Source organism: Ramlibacter monticola (assembly GCF_016722785.1).
Taxonomy (GTDB): Bacteria; Pseudomonadota; Gammaproteobacteria; order Burkholderiales; family Burkholderiaceae_C; genus Ramlibacter; species Ramlibacter monticola.
In genome coordinates, this window is the sequence record NZ_JAEQNE010000003.1 from 595,711 (window position 1) to 619,680 (window position 23,970).

28 protein-coding genes and 4 tRNA genes are annotated in these 23,970 nt (G+C 68.2%); 24 read left to right on the top strand and 8 right to left on the bottom strand.

From position 1 onward, the window contains the following. Nucleotides 1-29: 29 nt before the first annotated feature. From JJ685_RS16385 to apaG, 6 genes are all read right to left on the bottom strand, one after another. A complete protein-coding gene (locus tag JJ685_RS16385) occupies nucleotides 30-554 on the bottom strand; it encodes a thermonuclease family protein (RefSeq protein WP_330901784.1) in 525 nt (174 codons plus the stop codon). Between the two features lie 19 nt (nucleotides 555-573). After that, nucleotides 574-1,395: a helix-turn-helix transcriptional regulator gene (locus tag JJ685_RS16390; protein ID WP_201675329.1), complete on the bottom strand. Its 822-nt coding sequence runs from the start codon at nucleotides 1,393-1,395 to the stop codon at nucleotides 574-576. 208 nt (nucleotides 1,396-1,603) lie between these two features. Further along, nucleotides 1,604-2,590 carry a thiamine-phosphate kinase gene (thiL, locus tag JJ685_RS16395; RefSeq protein ID WP_201675330.1) on the bottom strand — a complete coding sequence of 329 codons (987 nt, stop codon included), beginning with the start codon at nucleotides 2,588-2,590 and terminating at the stop codon, nucleotides 1,604-1,606. Between the two features lie 11 nt (nucleotides 2,591-2,601). After that, nucleotides 2,602-3,801, bottom strand: coding sequence for a YbdK family carboxylate-amine ligase (locus tag JJ685_RS16400; RefSeq protein WP_201675331.1), 1,200 nt, complete (start codon nucleotides 3,799-3,801; stop codon nucleotides 2,602-2,604). Next, nucleotides 3,794-5,050, bottom strand: coding sequence for a cation:proton antiporter (locus tag JJ685_RS16405; protein WP_201675332.1), 1,257 nt, complete (start codon nucleotides 5,048-5,050; stop codon nucleotides 3,794-3,796). Before JJ685_RS16405 ends, JJ685_RS16400 begins: the two co-directional genes overlap by 8 nt. A gap of 10 nt (nucleotides 5,051-5,060) precedes the next feature. Beyond that, a complete protein-coding gene (gene apaG, locus JJ685_RS16410) occupies nucleotides 5,061-5,444 on the bottom strand; it encodes a Co2+/Mg2+ efflux protein ApaG (protein WP_201675333.1) in 384 nt (127 codons plus the stop codon). Between the two features lie 57 nt (nucleotides 5,445-5,501). Here apaG and rpe point away from each other — a divergent pair, with 57 nt between their 5' ends. Next, a complete protein-coding gene (gene rpe, locus JJ685_RS16415) occupies nucleotides 5,502-6,188 on the top strand; it encodes a ribulose-phosphate 3-epimerase (protein ID WP_201675334.1) in 687 nt (228 codons plus the stop codon). Nucleotides 6,189-6,199: 11 nt separating this feature from the next. Here the strand turns inward: rpe and JJ685_RS16420 are convergent, their stop codons facing one another. Next, nucleotides 6,200-6,460, bottom strand: coding sequence for a hypothetical protein (locus JJ685_RS16420; protein WP_201675335.1), 261 nt, complete (start codon nucleotides 6,458-6,460; stop codon nucleotides 6,200-6,202). A 227-nt stretch (nucleotides 6,461-6,687) separates the two neighbouring features. On the opposite strand from JJ685_RS16420, the gene JJ685_RS30125 reads away from it, so the two are divergent. The 12 genes from JJ685_RS30125 (at nucleotide 6,688) to JJ685_RS16475 (ending at nucleotide 17,389) form a co-directional block, all read left to right on the top strand. Next, nucleotides 6,688-6,810 (top strand): hypothetical protein, encoded by a 123-nt coding sequence (locus JJ685_RS30125; RefSeq protein WP_269117405.1) that lies wholly within the window; start codon nucleotides 6,688-6,690, stop codon nucleotides 6,808-6,810. Nucleotides 6,811-6,888: 78 nt separating this feature from the next. Beyond that, entirely contained in the window at nucleotides 6,889-9,045 is a 2,157-nt protein-coding gene (locus JJ685_RS16425; RefSeq protein ID WP_201675336.1) for a catalase, read from the top strand. Between the two features lie 144 nt (nucleotides 9,046-9,189). Next, nucleotides 9,190-9,423: a hypothetical protein gene (locus tag JJ685_RS16430; protein ID WP_201675337.1), complete on the top strand. Its 234-nt coding sequence runs from the start codon at nucleotides 9,190-9,192 to the stop codon at nucleotides 9,421-9,423. Between the two features lie 30 nt (nucleotides 9,424-9,453). Continuing rightward, nucleotides 9,454-10,149: a phosphoglycolate phosphatase gene (gph, locus tag JJ685_RS16435; protein WP_330901785.1), complete on the top strand. Its 696-nt coding sequence runs from the start codon at nucleotides 9,454-9,456 to the stop codon at nucleotides 10,147-10,149. Between the two features lie 314 nt (nucleotides 10,150-10,463). Beyond that, nucleotides 10,464-11,984 carry an anthranilate synthase component I gene (gene trpE / locus JJ685_RS16440; RefSeq protein ID WP_201675339.1) on the top strand — a complete coding sequence of 507 codons (1,521 nt, stop codon included), beginning with the start codon at nucleotides 10,464-10,466 and terminating at the stop codon, nucleotides 11,982-11,984. Continuing rightward, on the top strand, nucleotides 11,981-12,427 hold the full coding sequence (locus JJ685_RS16445; RefSeq protein ID WP_201675340.1) for a GxxExxY protein: 447 nt from the start codon (nucleotides 11,981-11,983) through the stop codon (nucleotides 12,425-12,427). The genes trpE and JJ685_RS16445 overlap by 4 nt, the downstream gene beginning before the upstream one ends. Nucleotides 12,428-12,509: 82 nt before the next feature. Then, nucleotides 12,510-13,082 (top strand): anthranilate synthase component II, encoded by a 573-nt coding sequence (locus tag JJ685_RS16450; protein ID WP_201675341.1) that lies wholly within the window; start codon nucleotides 12,510-12,512, stop codon nucleotides 13,080-13,082. Next, entirely contained in the window at nucleotides 13,079-14,122 is a 1,044-nt protein-coding gene (ltaE, locus tag JJ685_RS16455; protein WP_201675342.1) for a low-specificity L-threonine aldolase, read from the top strand. Before JJ685_RS16450 ends, ltaE begins: the two co-directional genes overlap by 4 nt. 9 nt (nucleotides 14,123-14,131) lie before the next feature. Continuing rightward, nucleotides 14,132-14,782: a LysE family translocator gene (locus JJ685_RS16460; RefSeq protein WP_201675343.1), complete on the top strand. Its 651-nt coding sequence runs from the start codon at nucleotides 14,132-14,134 to the stop codon at nucleotides 14,780-14,782. 21 nt (nucleotides 14,783-14,803) lie between these two features. Further along, entirely contained in the window at nucleotides 14,804-15,841 is a 1,038-nt protein-coding gene (gene trpD, locus JJ685_RS16465; protein ID WP_201675344.1) for an anthranilate phosphoribosyltransferase, read from the top strand. Continuing rightward, on the top strand, nucleotides 15,838-16,626 hold the full coding sequence (trpC, locus tag JJ685_RS16470; RefSeq protein WP_201675345.1) for an indole-3-glycerol phosphate synthase TrpC: 789 nt from the start codon (nucleotides 15,838-15,840) through the stop codon (nucleotides 16,624-16,626). The genes trpD and trpC overlap by 4 nt, the downstream gene beginning before the upstream one ends. Before the next feature lies 1 nt (nucleotide 16,627). Continuing rightward, nucleotides 16,628-17,389: a uracil-DNA glycosylase gene (locus tag JJ685_RS16475; protein WP_330901786.1), complete on the top strand. Its 762-nt coding sequence runs from the start codon at nucleotides 16,628-16,630 to the stop codon at nucleotides 17,387-17,389. Nucleotides 17,390-17,392: 3 nt separating this feature from the next. Here JJ685_RS16475 and JJ685_RS16480 read toward each other — a convergent pair whose 3' ends face one another. Continuing rightward, the gene (locus JJ685_RS16480) at nucleotides 17,393-18,472 is read right to left on the bottom strand and encodes a patatin-like phospholipase family protein (RefSeq protein WP_201675347.1); all 1,080 of its coding nucleotides are present in this window, start codon (nucleotides 18,470-18,472) and stop codon (nucleotides 17,393-17,395) included. 141 nt (nucleotides 18,473-18,613) lie between these two features. On the opposite strand from JJ685_RS16480, the gene JJ685_RS16485 reads away from it, so the two are divergent. The 11 genes from JJ685_RS16485 (at nucleotide 18,614) to rplL (ending at nucleotide 23,932) form a co-directional block, all read left to right on the top strand. After that, a tRNA-Tyr gene (locus tag JJ685_RS16485) sits at nucleotides 18,614-18,699 on the top strand. A 114-nt stretch (nucleotides 18,700-18,813) separates the two neighbouring features. After that, nucleotides 18,814-18,887, top strand: a tRNA-Gly gene (locus JJ685_RS16490). Nucleotides 18,888-18,921: 34 nt separating this feature from the next. Next, nucleotides 18,922-18,996: transfer RNA gene (locus JJ685_RS16495), tRNA-Thr, on the top strand. 42 nt (nucleotides 18,997-19,038) lie between these two features. Continuing rightward, nucleotides 19,039-20,229, top strand: a complete 1,191-nt coding sequence (gene tuf / locus JJ685_RS16500) for an elongation factor Tu (RefSeq protein WP_201675348.1) — start codon at nucleotides 19,039-19,041, stop codon at nucleotides 20,227-20,229. A 57-nt stretch (nucleotides 20,230-20,286) separates the two neighbouring features. Then, a tRNA-Trp gene (locus JJ685_RS16505) sits at nucleotides 20,287-20,362 on the top strand. Between the two features lie 92 nt (nucleotides 20,363-20,454). Next, the gene (gene secE / locus JJ685_RS16510) at nucleotides 20,455-20,838 is read left to right on the top strand and encodes a preprotein translocase subunit SecE (protein ID WP_201675349.1); all 384 of its coding nucleotides are present in this window, start codon (nucleotides 20,455-20,457) and stop codon (nucleotides 20,836-20,838) included. Further along, nucleotides 20,838-21,437: a transcription termination/antitermination protein NusG gene (nusG, locus tag JJ685_RS16515; RefSeq protein WP_236599023.1), complete on the top strand. Its 600-nt coding sequence runs from the start codon at nucleotides 20,838-20,840 to the stop codon at nucleotides 21,435-21,437. The genes secE and nusG overlap by 1 nt, the downstream gene beginning before the upstream one ends. A 119-nt stretch (nucleotides 21,438-21,556) precedes the next feature. Continuing rightward, a complete protein-coding gene (gene rplK, locus JJ685_RS16520; RefSeq protein ID WP_198970173.1) occupies nucleotides 21,557-21,988 on the top strand; it encodes a 50S ribosomal protein L11 in 432 nt (143 codons plus the stop codon). A gap of 3 nt (nucleotides 21,989-21,991) precedes the next feature. Beyond that, complete coding sequence (gene rplA, locus JJ685_RS16525) at nucleotides 21,992-22,708, top strand: 50S ribosomal protein L1 (RefSeq protein ID WP_201675350.1); 717 nt, start codon at nucleotides 21,992-21,994, stop codon at nucleotides 22,706-22,708. Nucleotides 22,709-22,987: 279 nt separating this feature from the next. Beyond that, nucleotides 22,988-23,503 (top strand): 50S ribosomal protein L10, encoded by a 516-nt coding sequence (rplJ, locus tag JJ685_RS16530; RefSeq protein ID WP_201675351.1) that lies wholly within the window; start codon nucleotides 22,988-22,990, stop codon nucleotides 23,501-23,503. A 51-nt stretch (nucleotides 23,504-23,554) separates the two neighbouring features. Further along, complete coding sequence (rplL, locus tag JJ685_RS16535; protein WP_201675352.1) at nucleotides 23,555-23,932, top strand: 50S ribosomal protein L7/L12; 378 nt, start codon at nucleotides 23,555-23,557, stop codon at nucleotides 23,930-23,932. Nucleotides 23,933-23,970 lie beyond the last annotated feature (38 nt).

Genomic DNA, 23,970 nt, shown 5'->3' on the forward strand with positions numbered 1-23,970 from the left:
ATCGGGAACGGCGAGGGAGGCAGGAAGCGTCACCCGCGCATGGTAGCCGCTGGCGCGCGCGATCCCGGCTGGCAGCGGCCGAAACGCTTGCGGAAGCTGCGCGGGTCGAGCGCGCCGGGCAGCGCCCACAGGCCGCGCCTTGCGTCACGGGCCCGCAGCTCCAGCCGCGCGTAGGGCCCGGGCTTGCCCTGGAAACTCATGGACCAGGCGTGCCCCTGGCGCACCAGCCAGGCGCCGATGTCCTCGCGCCCCTGCCGGATGCGGGCGAGCTGGCGGCCGTAGTCGTCGAGGCCTTCGGTGTGCACCCGCACCGGCTGGTGCAGGACGCGTTCGCGCAGCGCCTGCTTCGCCTCCGCACCGTGGGACTGGCAGCCTTCGGGGGCGTCGAGGTGCAGCAGCCGGATCTCGATCGCCTCGCCGCCTTCCCGCGGCCGCACCCAGAGCGTATCGCCGTCGGTGACGTGCGTGACGACGCCGCGGAAGCTCGCTGCCGGTGCGGCGGCGGAAGCCGCCAGGGCCAGGGCGAGCAGCAGGGCGCGCGGAAGAAGCGGCACCGCGGTTCCCTGCCGCAGCCTACAGGTCCAGCACCGCGGGCCCCGTGAGGAGGCAGCGCACGACGTCGAGCTGCCGCTTCGCGCCCACCTTCGCGGCCAGCGAGCGCAGCTGCGTGCGCACGGTGTTCAGGCTGGTGCCGCGCTCCACCGCGAACTGCTTGAGCGAGCGCCCGTTCACCAGCGCCTCGGCGAGCTGCGCCTCCGTGGGGCTGAGGTGGTAGATCTGGCGCAGCTTCTCCGCGAAGTTCGCCAGCGTGGAGTGCGGATCGGCCACGAACATCAGGGCGACCACCGACTTCTCGAAGTGCTGCGTGTCCGCGGGCACGGGCACGACGAAGGCGTGCACTTCGCCGCCGCTCACGCCGCGCAGGCGCAGCGGCGTGCCGGGCATGTCGCGCGAGGCGCCGAGCTGCGACGCAAGCTGCACCGCCTTGTACAGCTTGACGGACTGCGCGGGGACCGAGGCCTGCAGCCGACTGGCGGTGCCGACGGAGTAGGCGCGTGTGCGGCGCGAAATGTCGTCGGCCCGCTTGTTGGCGTGCTGCAGCTCGCCGTCGGGGCCGAGCAGCAGCACCCCGAAGTTGAGCCGCTCGAGCGCGGCGAGCGCGGCATGGGCGACGCCCTGAAGTTCGTGCGCGCGGGGGTCGAGCGCCTCCGTCGGCAGGCCATCCTCGGGCGCCTCGCGCGGCGGCCGGGGGGGCTGCTGGCCGCCGACGATGGCGACCACCTTGCGCAGCACGCCGGGCCACAGGCTGGGGTCGCGCGCGGCGGCGTGGATGCTGTGGATCACGTCCAGCAGCTTCGGGTCTGTCGGGGCGAGGAGGTTGCTGCGGTTAGCCATATCGTCGTGGCGGCGCGTTGCGGCGCGCGGCGACGACGCTGCGGCGGCCCTTGCGGGTCGCCGCCCATGGCGGGTAGGCAGCTTGACATACTGCAATTGAGGCCATTCCCTGCGTCGTTCTTGTTGTGTGCTTGGCGAGCAAGTCTGGTCACAATGCACGTTCCCGCCATCGCCCAAACGGGTGAACCGGGGAAAGACCGGGGTGGGATTACCCGGCGTCGTGCGCCGGGCTGGTGCGGAAGTGATCGAAGCCGGCGAACTTCCGTACGACCGCTTGTCCCCTGGCGTCGAGGAGGCGCAGCCCCGGCGCGGCCTCGATGCCGCCGATGCGGGTGACCGGCGTGCCGGCGCTGCGGGCGGCGTCCAGCACGGCTTCGCGCCGCGAGGCGGGCGCGGTGAAGGCCAGCTCGTAATCGTCGCCGCCGGCGAACACGAATTCCTCGACCCGTTGCGCATCGAGCTGCAGCCCCGCGGCGGTCGCTGCCAGCAGTTGCGGTGCGAGCGCCAGCGGGAGCGAGGCCCCGACGCCCGAGCGGCGCAGGACGTGGCCGAGGTCGCCGGCCAGGCCGTCGCTGAGGTCGATCGCGGCGCTGGCCACGCCGCGCAGGGCGCAGCCGAGCGCCACCCGCGGCTGCGGCAGCTCGAGGCGGCGGCGGGCCGCCTCGAACACCTCCTGCGGCAGCGAGACCGTGCCGCGGAACGCCTCCAGCGCCAGCCGCGCATCGCCCAGGGTGCCGCTCACCCACACGTCGTCGCCCGCCCGGGCGCCCGAACGCAGCAGGGCCTGCCCGGCGGGCACTTCGCCGAACACCGTGATGTTGATGGCCAGCGGACCGCCCGTCGTGTCGCCGCCCACCAGCTCGCATGCGTGCACGTCGGCCAGCGCGAACAGGCCTTCGGCGAAGCCGGCCAGCCATGCTTCGTCAACCCGGGGCAGGGCCAGCGACAGAGTGAAGGCCAGCGGCTGCGCGCCGCAGGCCGCGAGGTCGCTGAGATTGACGGCCAGCGCCTTGTGGCCGAGCCGGCGCGGGTCGACGGTGGACAGGAAGTGCCGCCCTTCCACCAGCAGGTCGGTGGACACGGCCAGCTGCATGCCGGGTGCCGGCTGCAGCAGCGCGCAGTCGTCGCCGACGCCGAGCGGATTGCGCCGCACGGGACGCTCGAAATAGCGTGCGATCAGGTCGAACTCGCCCATGGGGCAGGAGCTTAACCCGTCGCCTGCCGGCCCCGGAATCGCTCCGCCGCCTGCCGCACCATCTCGGCCAGCAGGCGTTCGCGCCCCTGCGTCTCGCGCAGCCAGAGGGCATCGTTGACGCCGCGCTCGGCGCTGTCGCGCAGCATCTCGATGGCGGCGCCGGCGCCCAGCTCGCGCGCATGCGGCGCCACCCGGTCGAGCGTGAGCAGGATGTGTTCGCGCAGGGGCAGGTGCTCGCCCGTGGGCGGATCCACGTAGACCGCCTCCAGCCCGAAGCGGCAGGCCTGGAAGCGGTTGTACGTGTAGACCATGTAGTCGTCCTCCTCCGGCACGAAGGGTTGCTCCTGCAGGAACCAGGCGCCGAGCGACTGCACGAGGCCGGCGAGGGCGGCGGCGCGCTCGATGGTCAGCGGCGTGTCGAACACGCGGATCTCGATCGTCCCGTACTCGGGCTTCGGCCGGATGTCCCAGTAGAAGTCCTTCATGCTCTTGATCACGCCGGTGCGCGTGCTCTTGGCGAAGAAGCGGGCGAACTCGCTCCAGCGCAGCGTGAAGGGAGCGCGGCCCGACATCGGGAAGGCAAACACCGAATTGAGTCGCGCGGAATCGAACTGCGTGTCCTGCCCCTGCACGAAGGGCGAGCTGGCCGACAGCGCGATGAAGTGCGGGATGTAGCGCGACATGCGGTGCAGCATCAGCAGCGCGCTGTCGGCGTCGGGACAGCCGACGTGCACGTGCTGGCCGAAGATGGTGAACTGCTTGGAGAGGTAGCCGTACAGCTCCGAGAGCTGGCGGAAGCGCGGGCGGTCATAGATGCGCTGCTCGTGCCACTGCTGGAACGGATGGGTGCCGCCGCCGACGCAGGCGATGTTCAGCTTGTCGGCGCAGCGCACCAGCGCGTCGCGGATGATCGTGAGCTGCCCCAGCACTTCGCTCGCGGAATGGCACACGTCGGTGGAGAACTCGATCATGCTGGAGGTCATCTCCGGCACCACCGACCCGGGCAGCGAGACCTTCTCGACCAGGCGCAGCATCTCGGCCGAATAGGGCGCCAAGTCGTAGTCGTGGGTGTTGACCAGCTGCAGTTCCAGCTCCACGCCGAGCGACAGCGCGGCCGACTGGCGGAAGGGCTCCAGCTCCGGTGCCGGCGCCGGCGTCGGCGCGGGCACGGAAGCGGGCACGTGCAGGCCGGGCTCCGTCGGCCTACCCATTCAGCTCTCCGGCACCGGCCAGCGGGCCGGGCGGCACCCAGGGCTTGACGCTCTCGCCGGCGCGGTAGATCGCGAAGGCGGTGATGATGGCGCCCAGGATCTCCATCAGCAGGATCACCGGCAAGGCGATGCTGGCAATGCGCGAGCCGAGCGCCATCGACGCGGCCATGAACTGCGACACCATCAGCAGGGCGATGGAGGACATCGGGCACATCGCGCAGCCGGTCCAGATCGCCTGGCGCCAGCTCGTGCCGCTGCCGAAGTTGCCGGCGACCACGCCCAGCAGCTTGGCCAGGAAGCGGGTGAGCACGACGACGCCGACCAGTCCCGCCACCGCGGGATTCCAGTCCGCCTTGGCCGCGACCACGGAAACCAGCACGAACATCAGCATCGTGAGCAGGGAGGACGCGGTGCCGAGCTGGCGCGTCCAGGACCAGGGCCGCGGATGCAGCTGCTTCAGCATCAGCCCGCCGATCAGCGCGGCGAGCGGCGCCGAGCCGCCCAAGTGCGCGGCCAGCGCGGTGCCGGCGGCGATCAGCGCGATCAGGAGCATCGAGGTGTTCTCGCTGCTGGGGCTCATGAAGCGCAGCGCCGAACGCAGCGCCAGGGCCAGCAGCGCGCCGACCACGAAGGAGACGCCCAGCACCACGCCCACCGGATACAGCGTCGCGACCAGCGCCGTCTGGTCGCGGTGCAGCGCGCCGGCCCGCGCGCTCACCAGCGCCAGGGCGTAGAAGCAACTCAGCGTGGAAAGCGCCAGCGCGCGCTCGGTGACCGCCCCGGTCGCCCGCGTGTCCAGCACGGCGCGGGCCAGCACGGCCGGCGAGGCCGCCATCGAGATCAGCGCCAGGCCCTCGGCGACGTTGGCGCGGACTTCCAGCCAGCGCAGCACGTGGTACACGGCGACGGCGGTGAGCAGCGATTCCATCAGGCTCTGCACCAGCACCATCGGGTTGTGGCGGAACCAGCGCAGCGCGATGCGGCCGCCCGACTCGAACAGCACCAGCGAGACGCCCAGTTCCAGCAGGAACAGGGACACGCCCTGCAGCGGCCACTCGGCGCCGGAGAAACCCGCGAGCCCGGCGAGGGTGCCGACGATCGAGTAGCCCACCACCTTCGGCAGGCCCGAGTAGCGCTGCAGCAAGTGGCCCGCGGCCGCCGCGAGTGCGAGCAGCAGCGACCACTGCACGGTAGGCAGTCCCGCCGACGGCTTGAGCCAGTCGGCCCAGATGGCCATCACCTGGTCCATGGTCGGGCGCTCAGTGGAGAACGCGCCGGCTGCTGCCGTCGTCGAGCACGAATGCCGGGATCTCCACCTCGAAGCGTTCGCCGTCCTCCGCCACGCAGAAATAGTGCCCCTGCATGCTGCCGCTGGCGGTGCGCAGGCGGCAGCCGCTGGTGTATTCGAAGGATTCGCCCGGTTTCAGCAGCGGCTGCTGGCCCACCACCCCGAGCCCCTTGACCTCCTCGAGTTCGCCGAGCTCGTTGGTGATGATCCAGTGCCGGGAGATGAGCTGCGCCGGCACCTCGCCGGTATTGGTGATGGTGATGGTGTACGCGAAGGTCCACACATTCTGGTCGGGCACGGACTGCTCCGGCAGGAAGCGGGGCTGCACGTCGACCCGGAAGGCATAGCGAGGCATGGCTGCCAATGTAAACCGTCCCCGAGCTCGACGGGGACGCTCGGCGACAATTAGGCCATGAGCACGCGCACCTTCCGCATCGCCCCCTCCATCCTGTCCGCCGACTTCGCCCGCCTGGGCGAGGAGGTGCGCAACGTGATCGCGGCCGGGGCCGACTGGATCCACTTCGACGTGATGGACAACCATTACGTGCCGAACCTCACCTTTGGTCCCATGATCTGTTCGGCGCTCAAGCCGCACGCGAAGACCGCCGCCGGCGCCGCGGTGCCGATCGACGTGCACCTGATGGTGCAGCCGGTCGACGCACTGGCCCAGGCATTCGCCGAGGCGGGCGCGGACTACATCACCTTCCACCCGGACGCGTCCACCCACGTCCATCGCAGCGTGCAGGCGATCCGCGCCGCGGGCTGCAAGCCGGGGCTGGTGTTCAATCCGGCCGCACCGCTGGACGTGCTGGACTGGGTGATCGACGACATCGACCTGGTGCTGATCATGAGCGTGAACCCCGGCTTCGGGGGGCAGGGCTTCATCGATTCGGCCCTGCGCAAGATCGAGCAGGCGCGCAAGCGCATCGACGCGAGCGGGCGGGACATCCGGCTCGAGGTGGATGGCGGGATCAAGGCCGACAACATCGCGCGGGTCGCGGCCGCGGGAGCGGATACCTTCGTGGCGGGGAGCGCGATCTTCGGCAAGCCGGATTACCGGGGGGTGATCGAGGCGATGCGGGGCCAGTTGAAGGGCTGAGACCCTGGGACTCAGCGCGATCCTTCCTTGCGCACGCGTTGGTAGGTCGCGTCCAGTTCCTTGCCCTTGGTGGTGTCCTGCAGGCCTTTCATCGCGTCGTCGTGCGCGATCTCGCCCTTGCGGCGCGCGCCGGGGTTGTCGGCCGCCTGGCTGTGGCTGGACTCGTCCACCTCGTTGGGCGTCTGCGCCTTCGGCTGCGAGGTCTCGCCTTGCGCGGTGACTGTGTTGCCCCCTGTCGGGGCGGGCACCTCGTGGCGTTCCTTGCGGTTCATGGCAACTCTCCTTGGATCGGTGCATGGTGGCGCGCGGCCCGCCCGGCCGCGGTAGGACGGCGCCTTGCGCTGCGCCGCCAGCGGGATGCCCAAGCCCGTGTGGGAGCCATCCTACGGCCCGAGGCGGTGCCCGCTCACAAACTCGCCCGCTGAGGGGCTACGGGCAGCCCGGCTGAGGCTTGGTCCAATGCGGGGACCGAAGACCCAATGCAAGAAGGGAGCAGCGGATGGAGATCGAACCGGTCGTGTTCGTCTGGCTGGTGTGGCTCGCGGCCGCCGGGGTAGGCGTGCTGGCGACCGCCGCCGTGGCACGCGTGTTCGACGTGCTGTTCGAACTCGACGCGAACTGACGCCGTCGCCCTTCCCGCGCAGGCGGACCTGCCGCCCCTGCCGTCCCGTTCCCTCTCCCTGGCCCACAGGAGTCATACATGGCCTCTTCCCGCACGGAGGGCTCGCGCAAGTCGAAGGTCGGCGACGCCGTCGCCAACCGCCAGAAACAGCTCGAAGCCTTCACGCAGGGACCGGAAAGTCAGCTCACCACCAACCACGGCGTGGTGCTGCCCGACAACCACAACTCGCTGAAGGCCGGCATCCGCGGCCCGGGCCTGCTCGAAGACTTCATCCTGCGGGAGAAGATCACCCACTTCGACCACGAGCGCATCCCCGAGCGCGTCGTGCATGCGCGCGGCGCTGCCGCCCACGGCTACTTCGAGCTGACCCGGCCCCTGGTGGAGTACACCAAGGCGGATTTCCTGCAGGAGGTGGGTAGCCGCACGCCGGTGTTCGTGCGCTTCTCCACCGTCGTCGGCTCGCGTGGCTCGGCCGACACCGTGCGCGACGTGCGCGGCTTCGCCGTCAAGTTCTACACCCGCGAAGGCAACTACGACCTGGTGGGCAACAACATGCCGGTGTTCTTCATCCAGGACGCGATGAAGTTCCCGGACCTGGTGCACGCGCTGAAGCCGGAGCCGCACCACGAGATGCCGCAGGCGTCCAGCGCGCACGACACCTTCTGGGACTTCGTCTCGCTGATGCCCGAGAGCTCGCACATGCTGATGTGGCTGATGTCGGACCGGGCCCTCCCGCGCAGCTACCGGATGATGGAAGGCTTCGGGGTGCACACCTTCCGCTTCGTCAACGCGCGTGGCGCCTCGCACTTCGTCAAGTTCCACTGGCGGCCCAAGCTGGGAAAGCACGCGCTGGCGTGGGACGAGGCGCAGAAGATCGCAGGCCGGGATCCCGACTTCCACCGCCGCGACCTGTGGGAGGCGATCGAGCGCGGCGACTTTCCGGAGTGGGAACTGGGCTTGCAGCTGGTCGACGAGGACCGCGCGGACAAGCTCGGATTCGACCTGCTCGACCCGACCAAGCTGGTGCCGGAGGAAGTCGTTCCCGTGACCGTGATCGGGCGCATGGTGCTGCATCGCAACCCGGACAACTTCTTCGCCGAGACCGAGCAGGTGGCCTTCCACCCCGGCCACATCGTGCCGGGCATCGACTTCACCAACGATCCCCTCCTGCAGGGCCGTTTGTTCTCCTACCTGGATACGCAGCTGGCGCGCCTGGGCGGGCCGAACTTCCAGGAGCTGCCGATCAACCGCGGCGTCTGCCCGGTCCACAACTTCCAGCGCGGCGGCATGCACCGCATGACGATCCCGCGCGGGCGCGTGTCGTACGAGCCGAACACGCTGGGCACGGGCTCGGAGTTCCGGGTCGATGGCGGCGAGCAGGGGTTCCAGAGCCTGGCCGAGGAAGTGGAGCCGCCCAAGACCCGGCGCCGCAGCCCCACGTTCGACGACCACTTCACCCAGGCGACGCTGTTCTGGAACAGCCAGAGCGCTGCGGAGAAGGAGCACATCATCGCGGCCTTCCAGTTCGAGCTGTCGCGGGTGGAGACGCCGGCGATCCGCCAGCGCGTGGTCGACAACCTGGCGCACGTGGACGCGCGGCTGGCGCGCAAGGTCGCGGAGCCGCTGGGGATCAGCCCGCCCGATGCGCGCTCGGCGGCCGGCCGCGCCGGGTTTCGCGAGCCGCGCGCCAAGTCGACGCTGGAGCTCTCCCCCTCGCTCAGCATGGAGGGCAACGGCGGCGGCATCCAGACGCGCAAGGTCGCCGTGGTGATGGCGCAGGGCGTGGAACTGGGCGCCTTCAAGGTCATCCAGCAGGCGCTGCTGGACGCCGGCGCGATCACCAGGGTGGTGGCGGCGCACCTGGGCACGCTGGCGTCTTCGTCCGGCCAGCAGGTTCCCGTGGACCACACCTTCCTCACCATGTCGTCCGTAATGTTCGATGCGGTGCTGGTGCCCGGCGGCGCGGCGGCGGCCCAGGCGCTGATGAAGGACGGCGATGCCGTGCACTTCGTGCTGGAGGCCTTCAAGCACTGCAAGCCGCTGTGCCTCATCGGCGAGTCGGTCGAGATCCTGCGGCGCGTCGGGGTCGAGCTGGCGGAGGGGCCGCCGCCGGCCGGCGTGATCGTCGGCACGAACGAACCGACCGCCCGGCTGCAGCTCGGCCAGGACTTCATTGCCGCGATCGCGAAGCACAGGCACTGGAGCCGCGCGCTGGTCGAGCAGGTGCCCGCCTGAGCGAGGGCCGCCGGCGCGGCCGTTCGTAGGACAAATCCCACGTGGCGATGTCGGATGGACTGACTGTGTCGTCCCCGCGATGACGGCTCAATAGGCGGTGGCCGGCGCGCTGCCGGCCTTCCGTTGTACACAGGGGAGAACCGAATGTCGTCCAGCAACCAGGCCGCCGGCCGCCAGCATTGGAGCGCAGGCCGCGGCTTCACCTCGCTCGACCCGGAGCGGCAGGGCGAGGTGCAGGTGCATGCGCGCAGGTGCGCTGTCGACAACCCGGCGCCGTCGCGCCAGTCCAAGGTGAAACCCGCTCAGGCGTGGACGCGCGTCCAGCCGGATGTGGACGGATCGGGGTACGAAGGCGGAAGCAGCCGGCACTGGCGCTGAACCGCGCGCTGAACGGCGACAATGCGGCGGGTGACTTTCCCGCCCCGCCTTCCCTTTCCTCTTCCCCTGCGCGCCGCGATCCTCGATCTCGACGGCACCCTGGTCGACACCCTCGGTGATTTCACCGCCGCCCTGAACGCCATGCTGGCCGAGCTTCGGCTGCCGCCGGTCGGCGCCGGCGTGGTCGCCGGGTTCATCGGAAAGGGCACGGAACACCTTCTGCGCGAGACGCTCGTCCACGTCGGCGCCGCCCCTTCGCTCTTCGAGCACGCAATGGAGGTCTACCTGCGGGCCTATCGCGGCCTCAACGGCCAGGCGGCCATCGTCTATCCCGGCGTGGTGGAAGGCATCGCGGCCTTGCGCGCGGCCGGCCTGCGCCTCGCCTGCCTGACCAACAAGCCCGGCGAGTTCGCCCGCGGCCTGCTGGCGGCCAAGGGGCTGGCGGGGGACTTCGGCGTGGTGTTCGGCGGCGACGCCTTCGAGCGCAAGAAGCCCGATCCGCTGCCGCTGCGCAAGACCTGCGAGGCGCTCGGCACGGAACCGGCCGCCACCCTCATGATCGGCGACTCGCGCAACGACGCCACCGCCGCGCGGGCGGCCGGCTGCCCGGTGGTGCTGGTGACCTACGGGTACAACCACGGCGAGCCGGTGCGCGGCGTGGACGCGGATGGTTTCGTCGATTCGCTCGCCGAATTGCCGGAGCTGTTGAAGCGGATGCGCGCTTGAGCGCCCGGCGCTGGACGGACCTCCCATTCCCGGACCGCGGAACGCTGCAGTACCGCCCATGTCCTGCGCGTCCGCCCGCGGCTTTCACGAGGGACGGGCGGGGCGGAATGCCTTTGCTACACTGCCTCGTATGTTCATCCACCGCACGACGATCACAGGTTGCAGCGACCGGGGGGCCTGGCCCTGGCGCAAGCCTGTCCAAGTGCGCACCTGATTCGCACGGGGCCCGCCCGTGCCCCCGCGCCTCACCAGAGGCACCGTCCGGATCCCGCGGCCCGAAGCGTTGAGGCCGCCGAGCTTGTGGAGGCTCCCCCTTGATCACCGAACTCGAATTCAAGAGCCTTGCGCTGCAGGGCTACAACCGCATCCCCCTCATCGCCGAGGCTTTCGCGGACCTCGAAACGCCCTTGTCGCTGTACCTGAAGCTGGCGCATGCCAAGGGGGGCGGCAAGCTCAGTTTCCTGCTGGAGTCCGTCGTCGGCGGCGAGCGTTTCGGCCGCTACAGCTTCATCGGGCTGCCGGCGCGCACCCTGCTGCGCGCGAGCGGCTTCGGCGCGGACGCGAAGACCGAGGTCGTCACCGACGGTCAGGTGGTGGAGACGGAACACGGCAACCCGCTGGACTTCATCGCCGACTACCAGAAGCGCTTCAAGGTGGCGCTGCGGCCCGGGCTGCCGCGTTTCTGCGGCGGCCTGGCCGGCTATTTCGGCTACGACACGGTCCGCTACATCGAGAAGAAGTTGGAGCACACCTGTCCGCCGGACACCCTGCACTGCCCGGACATCCTGCTGCTGCAGTGCGAGGAACTCGCCGTCATCGACAACCTCTCGGGCAAGCTGTACCTGATCGTCTACGTCGACCCGGGGCGGCCCGAGGCCTACGGCAACGGCAAGCGGCGCCTGCGGGAGCTGAAGGACCAGCTGAAGTACTCCGTGAGCGCGCCGGTGGTGAGGCAGACCGAGACCTTCACGGCCGAACGCGAATTCGCCAAGGCCGACTACTTGAAGGCCGTGGAGCGCGCCAAGGAACTGATCGCCGCGGGCGACTTCATGCAGGTGCAGGTGGGCCAGCGGATCAAGAAGCGCTACACCGAGTCGCCGCTGTCGCTGTACCGGGCGCTGCGTTCCCTCAACCCGAGCCCGTACATGTACTTCTACAACTTCACGGGCGCGGACGAGAAGGGCGGCGACTTCCACGTGGTGGGGGCCTCGCCGGAGATCCTGGTGCGGCACGAGCACACGCCGGAGGGCGAGAAGATCATCATCCGCCCGCTGGCGGGCACGCGTCCGCGCGGGGCCACGCCGGAGGTCGACAAGGCGGTGGAGAAGGAGTTGCTGGGCGATGCCAAGGAGCGGGCCGAGCACGTGATGCTGATCGACCTGGCGCGCAACGACATCGGCCGGATCGCGAAGACCGGATCGGTCAAGGTGACGGAAGCCTTCGTGGTGGAGCGCTACAGCCACGTGATGCACATCGTGAGCAACGTCGAAGGCATCCTCAACGAGGGCATGACCAACATGGACGTGCTGAAGGCGACCTTCCCGGCGGGCACCCTGACCGGCGCGCCCAAGGTGCACGCGATGGAGCTGATCGACCAGCTGGAGCCGAACAAGCGCGGCATCTATGGCGGCGCCTGCGGCTACCTGAGTTACGCCGGCGACATGGACGTCGCCATCGCCATCCGCACCGGCATCATCAAGGACCAGACGCTGCACGTGCAGGCGGCGGCGGGAGTGGTGGCGGATTCGGTTCCGGAGCTGGAGTGGAAGGAAACGGAGGCGAAGGCGCGGGCGCTGTTGCGGGCGAGTGAGCTGGTGGAGGAGGGTTTGGAATGAACTTCCAAACCCCACAGCCGAACGCAGAGGGCGCAGAGGATGCGCAGAGGACGCAGAAGGAACAGCCAATTGAAAATGACTGTTCTCACGGGATCATCGGTGCGGCCGTGGAAGTGCAGCGGCTGCTTGGTGTTGGCCTGCTGGAAAGTGCTTATTCGGCTGCATTCGCCATCGAGCTGGCCGAGCGCGGTTTGCAATTCGACCGGGAAGTTCCGATCTCGGGACAGTACAAGGGCCGCGACCTGGGCATCCTCTATCGCGCGGACTTCATAGTGCAAAAGACGGTCATCGTCGAACTCAAGGCGATGGACGCCGTGACCGACATCCATCGGGCGCAGTTGCTCTCTTATCTGAGAGTGTCCGGGTACAAGCTTGGATTGCTCATCAATTTCCATGCCTTCCCCGTCGTGAAGTGCATCCACCGACTGGTGAACAAGCTATGAGGACTCACGTTTCTTCTTCTGCGTCCTCTGCGTATTCTCTGCGCCCTCTGCGTTCGGTATTTTGTTTTGACGGGATCCGGCCATGAAGCTCCTGATGATCGACAACTACGACAGCTTCACCTACAACCTCGTGCAGTACTTCGGGGAACTGGGTGCCGAGGTGGAGGTGTTCCGCAATGACGAGATCACCCTGGAGGAGATCGAGGCGAAGCGGCCCGACCGGTTGGTGGTCTCCCCTGGCCCCTGCTCGCCGGCGGAAGCGGGGATTTCGGTGGCGGCGATCCGGCACTTCGCGGGCAAGCTGCCGATCCTGGGCGTGTGCCTCGGCCACCAGTCCATCGGCGCGGCCCTGGGCGGCAGGATCATCCGGGCGCAGCGGTTGATGCACGGGAAGACGAGCGAAATCACGACGACGCAGGAAGGCGTCTTCGCCGGCCTGCCCGGGAAGTTCACGGTGAACCGCTACCACTCGCTGGCCATCGAGCGCGAGAGCTGCCCCACGGACCTGAAGGTGACCGCCTGGACGGACGACGGCGAGATCATGGGCGTGCGGCACAAGTCCCTGCCCATCGAGGGCGTGCAGTTCCACCCCGAGTCGATCCTGACGGAACACGGCCACGCGATGCTGAAGAACTTCCTGGAGCAAGCGAAGTGAAACCCGTCGACCTGCGCAGCGATACCGTCACCCAGCCCACCGCGGGCATGCGCGCTGCCATGGCGGCGGCACCCCTCGGCGACGACGTCTTCGGCGACGACCCCAGCGTGAACGCGCTGCAGGAGAAGATCGCTTCGCAGCTCGGGTTCGAGGCCGCCCTGTTCGTGCCCACCGGCACCCAGAGCAACCTGTGCGGGGTGCTGGCGCACTGCCAGCGCGGCGACGAATACATCGTCGGCCAGATGCAGCACTGCTACCGCTGGGAAGGCGGCGGCGCCGCCGTGTTCGGCAGCGTGCAGCCGCAGCCGCTGGACCACCAGCCGGACGGCTCGCTGGCCCTGGGCGACATCGAGGCGGCGATCAAGCCCGACGACCCGCACTTCGCCCGCACGAAACTGCTGGCGCTGGAGAACACGCTGGGCGGCCAGGTCCTGTCGCAGACGTACCTGGAAAAGGCGACGAAGCTGGCGCACTCGCGCGGGCTGTCCACCCACCTCGACGGCGCCCGCCTCTTCAATGCAGCGGTGGCGCAGGCCGCCACGAACGGCAGCGATGCGCGCACCGAGGCGCACCGCATCGCCTCCCTGTTCGACAGCGTGTCGGTGTGCTTCAGCAAGGGACTGGGCGCGCCGGTGGGCTCCGCGCTGTGCGGCTCGAAGGAACTGATCGCCAGGGCGCGGCGCATCCGCAAGATGGCCGGCGGCGCCATGCGGCAGTCGGGCCTGCTGGCCGCGGCGGCGAGCTACGCGCTCGACCACCACGTCGAGCGCCTCGCACAGGACCACGCGCTGGCCCGGCGGCTGGCCGAGGGCCTGGAGGGCATCGAGGGGATGGCCTTCGACGTGCCGGAGACGAACATCCTCTTCGTGGACCTGCTGGGGCCGGCGCGTGAACGCTCGGCGGAACTGCTGCAGCACCTCAAGAACGAGGGCGTGCTGGCCACCGGTCTTTACCGGCTGCGCTTCGTGACCCACCTGGATGTCGACGCGGCTGGGATCGACCGCGTGGTCACGGCGGTCCGCTCGTTCTTTCGCCAGTAAGGACAGGCCATGCCGGACGCCCAGCACCTGTTCCTGTTCGTCGTGGCGGGGGTCCTGCTGAACCTGACGCCCGGGCCGGACGTGCTCTACATCGTGGGCAACGCGATCCGGCGCGGCGCGAAGGCGGGCGTGGTGGCCGCGGTGGGGGTCAGCGCCGGGTGCTTCGTGCACATCGTGGCGGCGGCGGTGGGGGTGAGCGCCCTGATCGCGGCCTCGGCGACGGCGTTCAACCTGCTGAAGTGGGCGGGCGCGGTGTATCTGCTGTACGTCGGCGCCCGGTTGCTGCTGGCGAAATCCGCGGCGCAGCGCTGGGAGTCGCAAAGTTCGCCGCCGGCCTCCGGGGACACCGGCCTGTGGAGCGTCTTCCGCGGCGGCTTCCTGACCAACGCGCTCAATCCGAAGGTCGCGATCTTCTTCCTCGCCTTCGTGCCGCAGTTCATCCCGCCCGACGCCGGGAACGAGGCGCTCGCCTTCCTGGGGCTGGGCGTCGTCTTCAACATCAACACCGTCGCGATCAACTCCGGCTGGGCGCTGGCCGCCGCCTGGGTCGCGCGCAGCGGCGCCGTGCAGCGCAGCCTCCGGTGGCTGGATCGCGCCGCCGGCCTCATGTTCATGGGCTTCGGGCTGAAGCTGGCCCTGGCCGAGAATCCCACCCGATAAACGACGACCGAGGAGCACGCCATGTCCATCACCCCGCAGGAAGCGCTGCAGCGCACGATCGAACACCGGGAGATCTTCCACGACGAGATGCTGAAGATCATGCGGCTGATCATGAGCGGCGAGCTGTCGCCCGTCATGACCGCCGCCCTCATCACCGGCCTGCGGGTGAAGAAGGAGACGATCGGCGAGATCACCGCCGCGGCGCAGGTGATGCGCGAGTTCTCCACCAAGGTGAACGTGGGGGACAAGACGCACCTGGTGGACATCGTCGGCACCGGCGGCGACGGCTCGCACACCTTCAACATCTCCACCTGCTCGATGTTCGTGGCCGCGGCCGCGGGCGCGAAGGTGAGCAAGCACGGCGGCCGCAGCGTGTCCAGCAAGAGCGGCAGCGCCGACGTGCTGGAGGCGCTGGGCCTCGACATCAACCTGTCGCCGGAGCTGATCGCCAAGTGCATCGCCGAGACCGGCATCGGCTTCATGTTCGCGCCCAACCACCACCCGGCGATGAAGAACGTCGCCCCGGTGCGCAAGGAACTGGGCGTGCGCACCATCTTCAACATCCTGGGGCCGCTGACCAATCCGGCGAGCGCGCCCAACATCCTGATGGGCGTGTTCCACCCCGACCTGGTCGGCATCCAGGTCCGGGCGCTGCAGCGCCTGGGCGCCGAGCACGCGCTGGTGGTCTACGGCCGCGACGGCATGGACGAAGTGAGCCTGGGCGCGGCCACCATGGTGGGCGAGCTGAAGAACGGCGAGATCACCGAGTACGAGATCCACCCCGAGGACTTCGGCGTGCCGATGGCGAGCAACCGCGCCTTCAAGGTCTCCACCCCGGAGGAGTCGCTCGCCATGATGCGCGAAGTGCTGGACAACAAGGCGGGCCCCGCGCGCGACGTGGTGATGCTCAATGCGGGAGCCGCGCTGTACGCGGCCAACGTGGCGGCCAGCATCCGCGACGGAATCGACAAGGCCCGCGTCGCGATCGAATCCGGTGCGGCCCGCGGCAAGCTGGAGCAACTCGTGCGCGTGTCCAAGGCGCTGGGAACCCGGGCATGAGCGACATCCTGGAAAAGATCGTCGCGGTCAAGCGCGAGGAAGTGGCCGCCGGAAAGAAGAAGAAGTCGCTGGAGGCGATGCGCGAGGACGCGTTCAGCCGCGTGCTCACGCGCGATTTCGAAGGCGCCCTGCGCGCGAAGATCGCCGCCGGCCAGTCCGCGGTGATCGCCGAGATCAAGAAGGCCAGTCCCAGCAAGGGCGTGCTGCGCGAGGACTTCATTCCGGCCGACATCGCGCAGAGCTATGCCGAGCACGGCGCGGCCTGCCTCTCGGTGCTGACCGACCGCCAGTTCTTCCAGGGCCAGCCGGACTACCTGAAGCAGGCCCGCGCGTCCTGCGACCTGCCGGTGCTGCGCAAGGACTTCATGATCGACCCCTACCAGGTGTACGAGGCGCGCGCGATGGGCGCCGACTGCATCCTCCTGATCGCCGCCTGCCTGTCCGACGCGCAGATGGCGGAGCTGGAGGCGGTCGCCCGCAGCCTGGACATGGCGGTGCTGGTGGAGGTGCACGACGGCGAGGAACTGCAGCGCGCGCTGAAACTGAAGACCGCGCTCGTGGGCGTCAACAACCGCAACCTGCGCACCTTCGAGGTGAGCCTGGACAACACGCTGGGCCTGCTGAAGGACGTGCCCGCCGGCAAGCTGCTGGTCACCGAGTCCGGCATCCTGAAGCGCGAGGACGTGCAGACGATGCGCGCCGCCGGCGTGCATGCCTTCCTGGTCGGCGAGGCCTTCATGCGGGCGGAAGATCCGGGCGAGGCGCTGGCCGCGCTGTTTCACTGACGTGGCGAGGCGCAAGACCGCGGCGCAGGGCGAACTGCCATGGGCCGATCTCGAGCCGCAGGCGCAGCCGAAACGGCTGGCGGCCTGGCAGCCGGAGGACTGGCCGCTGGCGGAGGGCTGGCGGCCCGCCGTCGAGGAGTTCCTGGCGAGCCCGGAGGGGCAGGCGCTGGCGGCCTTCATCCGCTCGCGGCTGGAGGCGGGCGCGGTGGTCTATCCGCCCCATCCCCTGCGTGCCCTGGAGCTCACGCCCCTGTCCAGCGTGCACGCGGTGGTGCTCGGGCAGGACCCGTACCACGGGCCCGGCCAGGCCGAGGGCCTGGCCTTCTCGGTCGCGGACGGAGTGAAGCACCCGCCCTCGCTGCGCAACATCTTCAAGGAACTGGGCGAAACGCCTCAGAGCGGCTCGCTGCTGCGCTGGGCGCGTTCCGGCGTGCTGCTCCTCAATGCCTGCCTCACGGTGGAAGACGGGCAGCCGGCCAGCCATGCGAAAAGGGGCTGGGAGCTGCTCACCGACCGGCTCCTGTCGCTGGTCGCCGCGACGGCTTCGCCCTGCGCCTACCTGCTGTGGGGCGCGCACGCGCAGGCCAAGTCCGACCTGATCCGCGCCCACGCGGCGCAGTACGGGCGCGAGATCCTCGTGCTGGAGACCAACCATCCTTCTCCGCTGTCGGCGAGCCGGCCGCCGGTCCCTTTCCTGGGCAGCGGCTGCTTCGGGCAGGCCCGCGAGTGGCTGGCCGAGCGGGGCGTCACCGGCGTCTTCTGAGCGTCAGCGGCGCGCGTGCCGCAGCAGGCGCGCCAGCCACGGCCGGAACCCCGGCGCCGCGATCAGGGTAGCCGGCGGCCGCGAAGAGGGCACCGCCATCCGCGTGTCGTCCAGGTAATCGCGCTGGATGTCCACCGTACTGTGCTGGCCGATGGCCGCGAAATGCCGTCGCAGCCACACGTGGGCGGCGGCCCTCCCGGCTTCGAACAGCCGCGTGATCATCACCGCGTCCGCCGAGGCACGGCTCGAACCCGGATACGCCTGGAGCGCGGCGCCGCCGTCGATGCGGTGCACGCGCACCGCGCGGCATTGAGGGTCCGTCACGGCGCCCTCGGCCACCAGCCGGTTCACGTAGTCGATGGCGCGCATCTGCGTCAGCAGGCTGGCGTTGAAGGTCAGTTCGCCGATGCGGTCTTGGATCTCGGCCGTCGTGCGCGGGGTTTCGCCCCGGCGCAGCGGATTGATCTGCACCAGCAGCAGGTCGCTGCAATCGCACTCGCTGATCAGCGGCGAAAGCGCGGGATTGACGGAAAAGCCGCCGTCCCAATAGGGTTCGCCGTCGATCTCCACCGCATGGAACAGGAGGGGCAGGCAGGCCGACGCGAGCACCGTCTTGGCATCCAGCTTCCGGCCGCTGAAGACCACCGCCCTCCCGGTGTTCACATGTGTTGCGGAAACGAACACCTTCAGGCGCGGATGTGCGGCGATCGCAACGAAATCGATCTCCGCCTCCAGCAGGTCGCGCAGCGGGTTGAGGCCGAGGGGATTGCTCTGGTACGGCGAGAGCACGCCGCCGCCCAGCATGCGGAGGAACTGCTGCGGCAGGCTCCCGAGGCTGCCCCAAGCGGAAACACGCTGCCACACGGCCGCCAAGCGCTCGCGGGCGCCTTCTCGGGGGTCACGCCCCGCCGCCTCGGCAGTGGCCCAGCCGCTGGCGAACGCGACGGCGTTGAGCGCGCCGGCGCTGGTGCCGCTGAGGCCTTCGAAGTCCAGCTGTCCGTCCTCGAGCAGTGCGTCCAGCACGCCCCAGGTGAAGGCGCCGTGCGAGCCGCCGCCCTGCAGGGCCAGATTGAGAGTTCGCATGCACTCACCCTAGCAACATCCATGCGGCGGCGGGTTACAGCCGAGCTGCGGCTGTCAGCCTCCTCTCAGGAGTGCAGGGGCTCTTGTAGGTCGACAGGCCGTCTGCGCGTCCGAACCGTGCTATAGTCCGAGGTTCCTCGCGGAGGGGTGCCCGAGTGGCTAAAGGGGGCAGACTGTAAATCTGTTGGCTTACGCCTACGCTGGTTCGAATCCAGCCTCCTCCACCAGCTTTCCTTGATTGGGAAGCGAGGCGAGTGTGTCGGTTGATGAGTTTGTGGCAGCAAGGCGTTCGAAGCGGGCGCCCGGGTCGGAAAGCCGAAAGGCCGTTGAGCCACCCCGACGCGGGAGTAGTTCAATGGTAGAACCTTAGCCTTCCAAGCTAATGACGCGGGTTCGATTCCCGTCTCCCGCTCCACGAACGGCATCGACGGCGCAGCGAGAAGAATTTCGCCCTTGTGGCTCAGTGGTAGAGCACTCCCTTGGTAAGGGAGAGGTCGCGGGTCCGATTCCCGCCAAGGGCACCAGTCTTTGGGTAGTGATCGTTACTTTTTTCGGAGTCGAAAAAAATGGCAAAAGGCAAATTCGAGCGGACCAAGCCGCACGTCAACGTTGGCACGATCGGCCACGTGGACCATGGCAAGACGACCCTGACGGCGGCGATCACCACCGTCCTGTCGACCAAGTTCGGCGGCGAAGCCAAAGCCTATGACCAGATCGACGCGGCCCCCGAAGAGAAGGCCCGCGGCATCACGATCAACACCGCCCACGTCGAATACGAGACGGCCAACCGCCACTACGCGCACGTCGACTGCCCCGGCCACGCCGACTACGTGAAGAACATGATCACCGGTGCCGCCCAGATGGACGGCGCCATCCTGGTCGTGTCGGCCGCCGACGGCCCGATGCCCCAGACGCGCGAGCACATCCTGCTGAGCCGCCAGGTGGGCGTGCCCTACATCATCGTCTTCCTGAACAAGGCCGACATGGTGGACGACGCCGAACTGCTGGAGCTGGTCGAGATGGAAGTGCGCGAGCTGCTGTCCAAGTACGACTTCCCCGGCGACGACACCCCGATCATCAAGGGCTCGGCCAAGCTGGCGCTCGAAGGCGACAAGGGCGAGCTGGGCGAGCAGGCCATCATGAAGCTGGCCGATGCGCTGGATAGCTACATCCCCACGCCCGAGCGCGCCATCGACGGCACCTTCCTGATGCCCGTGGAAGACGTGTTCTCCATCTCCGGCCGCGGCACCGTGGTGACCGGCCGTATCGAGCGCGGCGTGATCAAGGTCGGCGAGGAAATCGAGATCGTGGGCATCAAGACCACGCAGAAGACCACCTGCACCGGCGTGGAAATGTTCCGCAAGCTGCTGGACCAGGGCCAGGCCGGCGACAACGTCGGTATCCTGCTGCGCGGCACCAAGCGTGAAGAAGTCGAGCGCGGCCAGGTGCTGTGCAAGCCCGGCTCCATCAAGCCGCACACGCACTTCACCGCCGAGGTGTACGTGCTGAGCAAGGACGAGGGCGGCCGCCACACGCCGTTCTTCAACAACTACCGCCCGCAGTTCTATTTCCGCACGACCGACGTGACCGGCTCCATCGAGCTGCCGAAGGACAAGGAAATGGTCATGCCCGGCGACAACGTGACGATCACGGTCAAGCTGATCGCCCCGATCGCCATGGAAGAAGGCCTGCGCTTCGCCATCCGCGAAGGCGGCAAGACCGTCGGCGCCGGCGTCGTCGCCAAGATCATGGAGTAAAGAGCAAGGTCTTTCGGGGTCGGCGATAATGCCGAGTTCCCCGAAAACCGGTCACGGAGGGGTATAGCTCAATTGGCAGAGCGTCGGTCTCCAAAACCGAAGGTTGTAGGTTCGATTCCTACTGCCCCTGCCACCTGAGTGGCATCCCCCACAACCAAGCCCGTCCGCGAGACGGGCTTCGGTGTCTTCAACGGCGCCGAGATTGAAGCAGGAAATCGCCTCTCCATGGCAACGACCCAAGTTGAAACCGTCACCACCAGCGCCGACAAGGCGAAGGTGGGTGCCGCCATCGCGCTGGTGATCGCCGGCCTCGCTGCCTTCTACATGCTGGGCAAGCAGGGTCAGATCGCCCAGTGGGGCGTGCTGATCGTCGCCCTCATCGCCGCGGTCGCCGTGTTCTTCACGTCCGAGCCGGGCAAGGAATTCATCGCCTTCGGCCGCGACGCCGTCAAGGAAACCAAGAAGGTCGTCTGGCCGACCCGCAAGGAATCGATCCAGATGACGGCCTACGTGTTCGGCTTCGTCGTCATCATGGCCCTGTTCCTGTGGCTGACCGACAAGACGCTCGAATGGGTGTTCTACGACCTGATCCTGGGCTGGAAGAAGTAATGAGCGAGACCGAAAACACCCAGGCCCCGACCCCGGTCCCCGGCGTCGAGGCCAAGGCCAAGAATCCCGACCTGCGGTGGTACGTCGTCCACGCCTACTCCGGCATGGAGAAGGCGGTGGAGCGCAACATCAAGGAGCGCATCAACCGCGCCGGCATGCAGGACATGTTCGGCGACATCCTGGTGCCCACCGAGGAAGTCGTCGAGATCAAGAACGGCCAGAAGCGCACCTCCGAGCGCCGCTTCTACCCCGGCTACGTGCTGGTGCAGATGGTCATGAACGACGACACCTGGCACCTGGTGAAGCACACCAACAAGGTGACCGGCTTCGTCGGTGGCGCCAAGAACCGCCCGGCCCCGATCAGCGACGACGAAGTCGCCAAGATCATGGGCCAGATGGAAGAGGGCGTGGAGAAGCCGCGCCACAAGGTCGAATTCACCGTGGGCGAGTACGTGCGCGTCAAGGACGGCCCGTTCACCGACTTCAACGGCACCGTCGAGGAAGTCAACTACGAGAAGAGCAAGGTGCGCGTGTCGGTCACGATCTTCGGTCGTGCGACGCCGGTCGAACTCGAGTTCTCGCAAGTCGAGAAGACCTGAACTGAATCCCTCGTTCCTGCGCTCGCCGGCTCGGCGCAGGACGTATCCCGCAAGAGCCCCAACCCCGGGGAGCCAAGGTCGGGAGACCGAGGCGCTATCACCCGCAAGGAAATCGAACCATGGCTAAGAAGATTGTCGGCTTCGTCAAGCTGCAAGTCCCGGCCGGGAAGGCGAACCCGTCGCCCCCGATCGGCCCCGCGCTGGGCCAGCGCGGCCTGAACATCATGGAGTTCTGCAAGGCGTTCAACGCCCAGACCCAGGGCGTCGAGCCCGGTCTGCCGCTGCCGGTGGTGATCACCGCGTTCGCGGACAAGAGCTTCACGTTCATCATCAAGACGCCTCCGGCGACGACGCTGATCAAGAAGGCGATCAAGCTGGACAAGGGCTCCGCCAAGCCGCACACGGACAAGGTCGGCAAGATCACCCGTGCGCAGCTCGAGGAAATCGCCAAGACCAAGATGAAGGACATGAACGCCGCGTCCGTCGACGCCGCGGTCCGCACGCTGGCTGGTTCCGCCCGCTCCATGGGCGTCAACGTGGAGGGCCTGTAAATCATGGCAAAGCTCACGAAGAAGCAGAAGGCCCTGCAGGGCAAGGCCGACAGCACCAAGCTGTACGACCTGAACGCCGCCCTCGGCATGGTCAAGGATGCCGCCACCGCCAAGTTCGATGAGTCCATCGACGTGGCCGTGCAGCTGGGCATCGACCCGAAGAAGTCCGACCAGGTCGTTCGCGGCGCGGTCGTGATGCCCAACGGCACCGGCAAGACCAAGCGCGTCGCCGTGTTCGCCCAGGGCGCCAAGGCCGACGAAGCCAAGGCTGCCGGCGCCGACATCGTCGGCATGGACGACCTGGCTGCCAAGGTCAAGGCCGGCGACATGCCCTTCGACGTGGTGATCGCCGCGCCGGACGCCATGCGCGTGGTCGGCCAGCTGGGCCAGATCCTCGGTCCGCGCGGCCTGATGCCGAACCCGAAGGTCGGCACCGTGACGCCGGACGTCGCCACCGCGGTGAAGAACGCGAAGGCGGGCCAGGTGCAGTTCCGCGCCGACAAGGCCGGCATCATCCACGCCACCATCGGCCGCCGCTCGTTCGAATCGACCAAGCTGCAGGGCAACCTGGTCGCGCTGATCGATGCGCTGAACAAGGCCAAGCCGGCTTCCAGCAAGGGCGTGTACCTGCGCAAGGTGGCCGTGTCCTCGACGATGGGCCTGGGTGTCCGCGTCGACCTGCAGACCCTGAACGCGCAAGCAGCGGCCGCGCAGGCCTAGTAATGAACAGGTGCCGGATCAGGAGCGCGTAGCGCGCTGCTCTGGCACCTCTGATCAGGCCGCTTGCCGCAAGGCAATCGGCCAGTGTGGTGGGCCGCAGGGGCAACCCGGCGGGCCATCCAAGACCGTTGGCGCGGGCGCGAGTCCGCTTAATCAGTGAAAGCCAACGCAGATGGCGATCCCGCTGACTGAAAGATTTCGAGAGATTTCCGAAGACAGTTGGTCGCTTAAACAAGGGCGCGCAAGGGGCCTCCCCAAGCGCAATTGAAGGAGTAGACCTTGAGTCTGAATCGCAGTGAGAAGGAAGCGGTCGTCGAAGAAGTGACCGCTCTCGCCGCTAAAGCTCAAACGCTGGTGATGGCGGAATACCGCGGCATCACGGTCGCCGACATGACGAAGCTGCGCGTGGCCGCGCGCGGTGCTGGCGTGGACCTGAGTGTTCTGAAGAACACCCTGGCCCGCCGCGCCGTGCAGGGCAGCCAGTTCGAAGTGATTGGCGACCAGATGACCGGTCCGCTGATCTACGGCTTCTCCGTGGACGCTGTGGCCGCCGCCAAGGTGGTGGCCGACTTCGCGAAGACCAACGACAAGCTGGTCATTCGCGGTGGCGCGTTCGCGGGCAAGGCCCTGGATGTCAACGGCGTCAAGCAGCTGGCGAACATTCCCTCCAAGGAAGTTCTGCTGGCCCAGCTTTGCGGCCTGCTGATGTCGCCCATTTCGCGCACCGCCGTGGTGCTGGGCGCTCTGGCGAAGAAGAAGGAAGAAGGCGCTGCCGCCGAACCCGCCGCCGCGTAAGCGCCGGCCGAGCAGCCCTACGGATCACCAACTTATTCTGGAAAGTTCAAAATGGCATTCAACAAAGACGAATTTCTGACGGCCCTGGACAGCATGTCCGTCATGGAACTCAATGACCTGGTCAAGGCCATTGAAGAGAAGTTCGGCGTGTCCGCCGCCGCCATGGCCGCCCCGGCCGCTGGTGGTGCCGGCCCGGCCGCCGCCGCCGTGGAAGAGAAGACCGAGTTCACCGTCCAGCTGATGGAAGCCGGTGCGCAGAAGGTCGGCGTCATCAAGGCCGTCCGTGAAATCACGGGCCTGGGCCTGAAGGAAGCCAAGGACCTGGTCGACGGCGCTCCGAAGGCCGTCAAGGAAGGCATGAACAAGGCCGACGCCGAAGCTGCCAAGAAGAAGCTGGAAGACGCCGGCGCCAAGGTCGAACTGAAGTAATTCCGTTCACCCTGGAAGGCTGGAGGCTGATCAAAAGG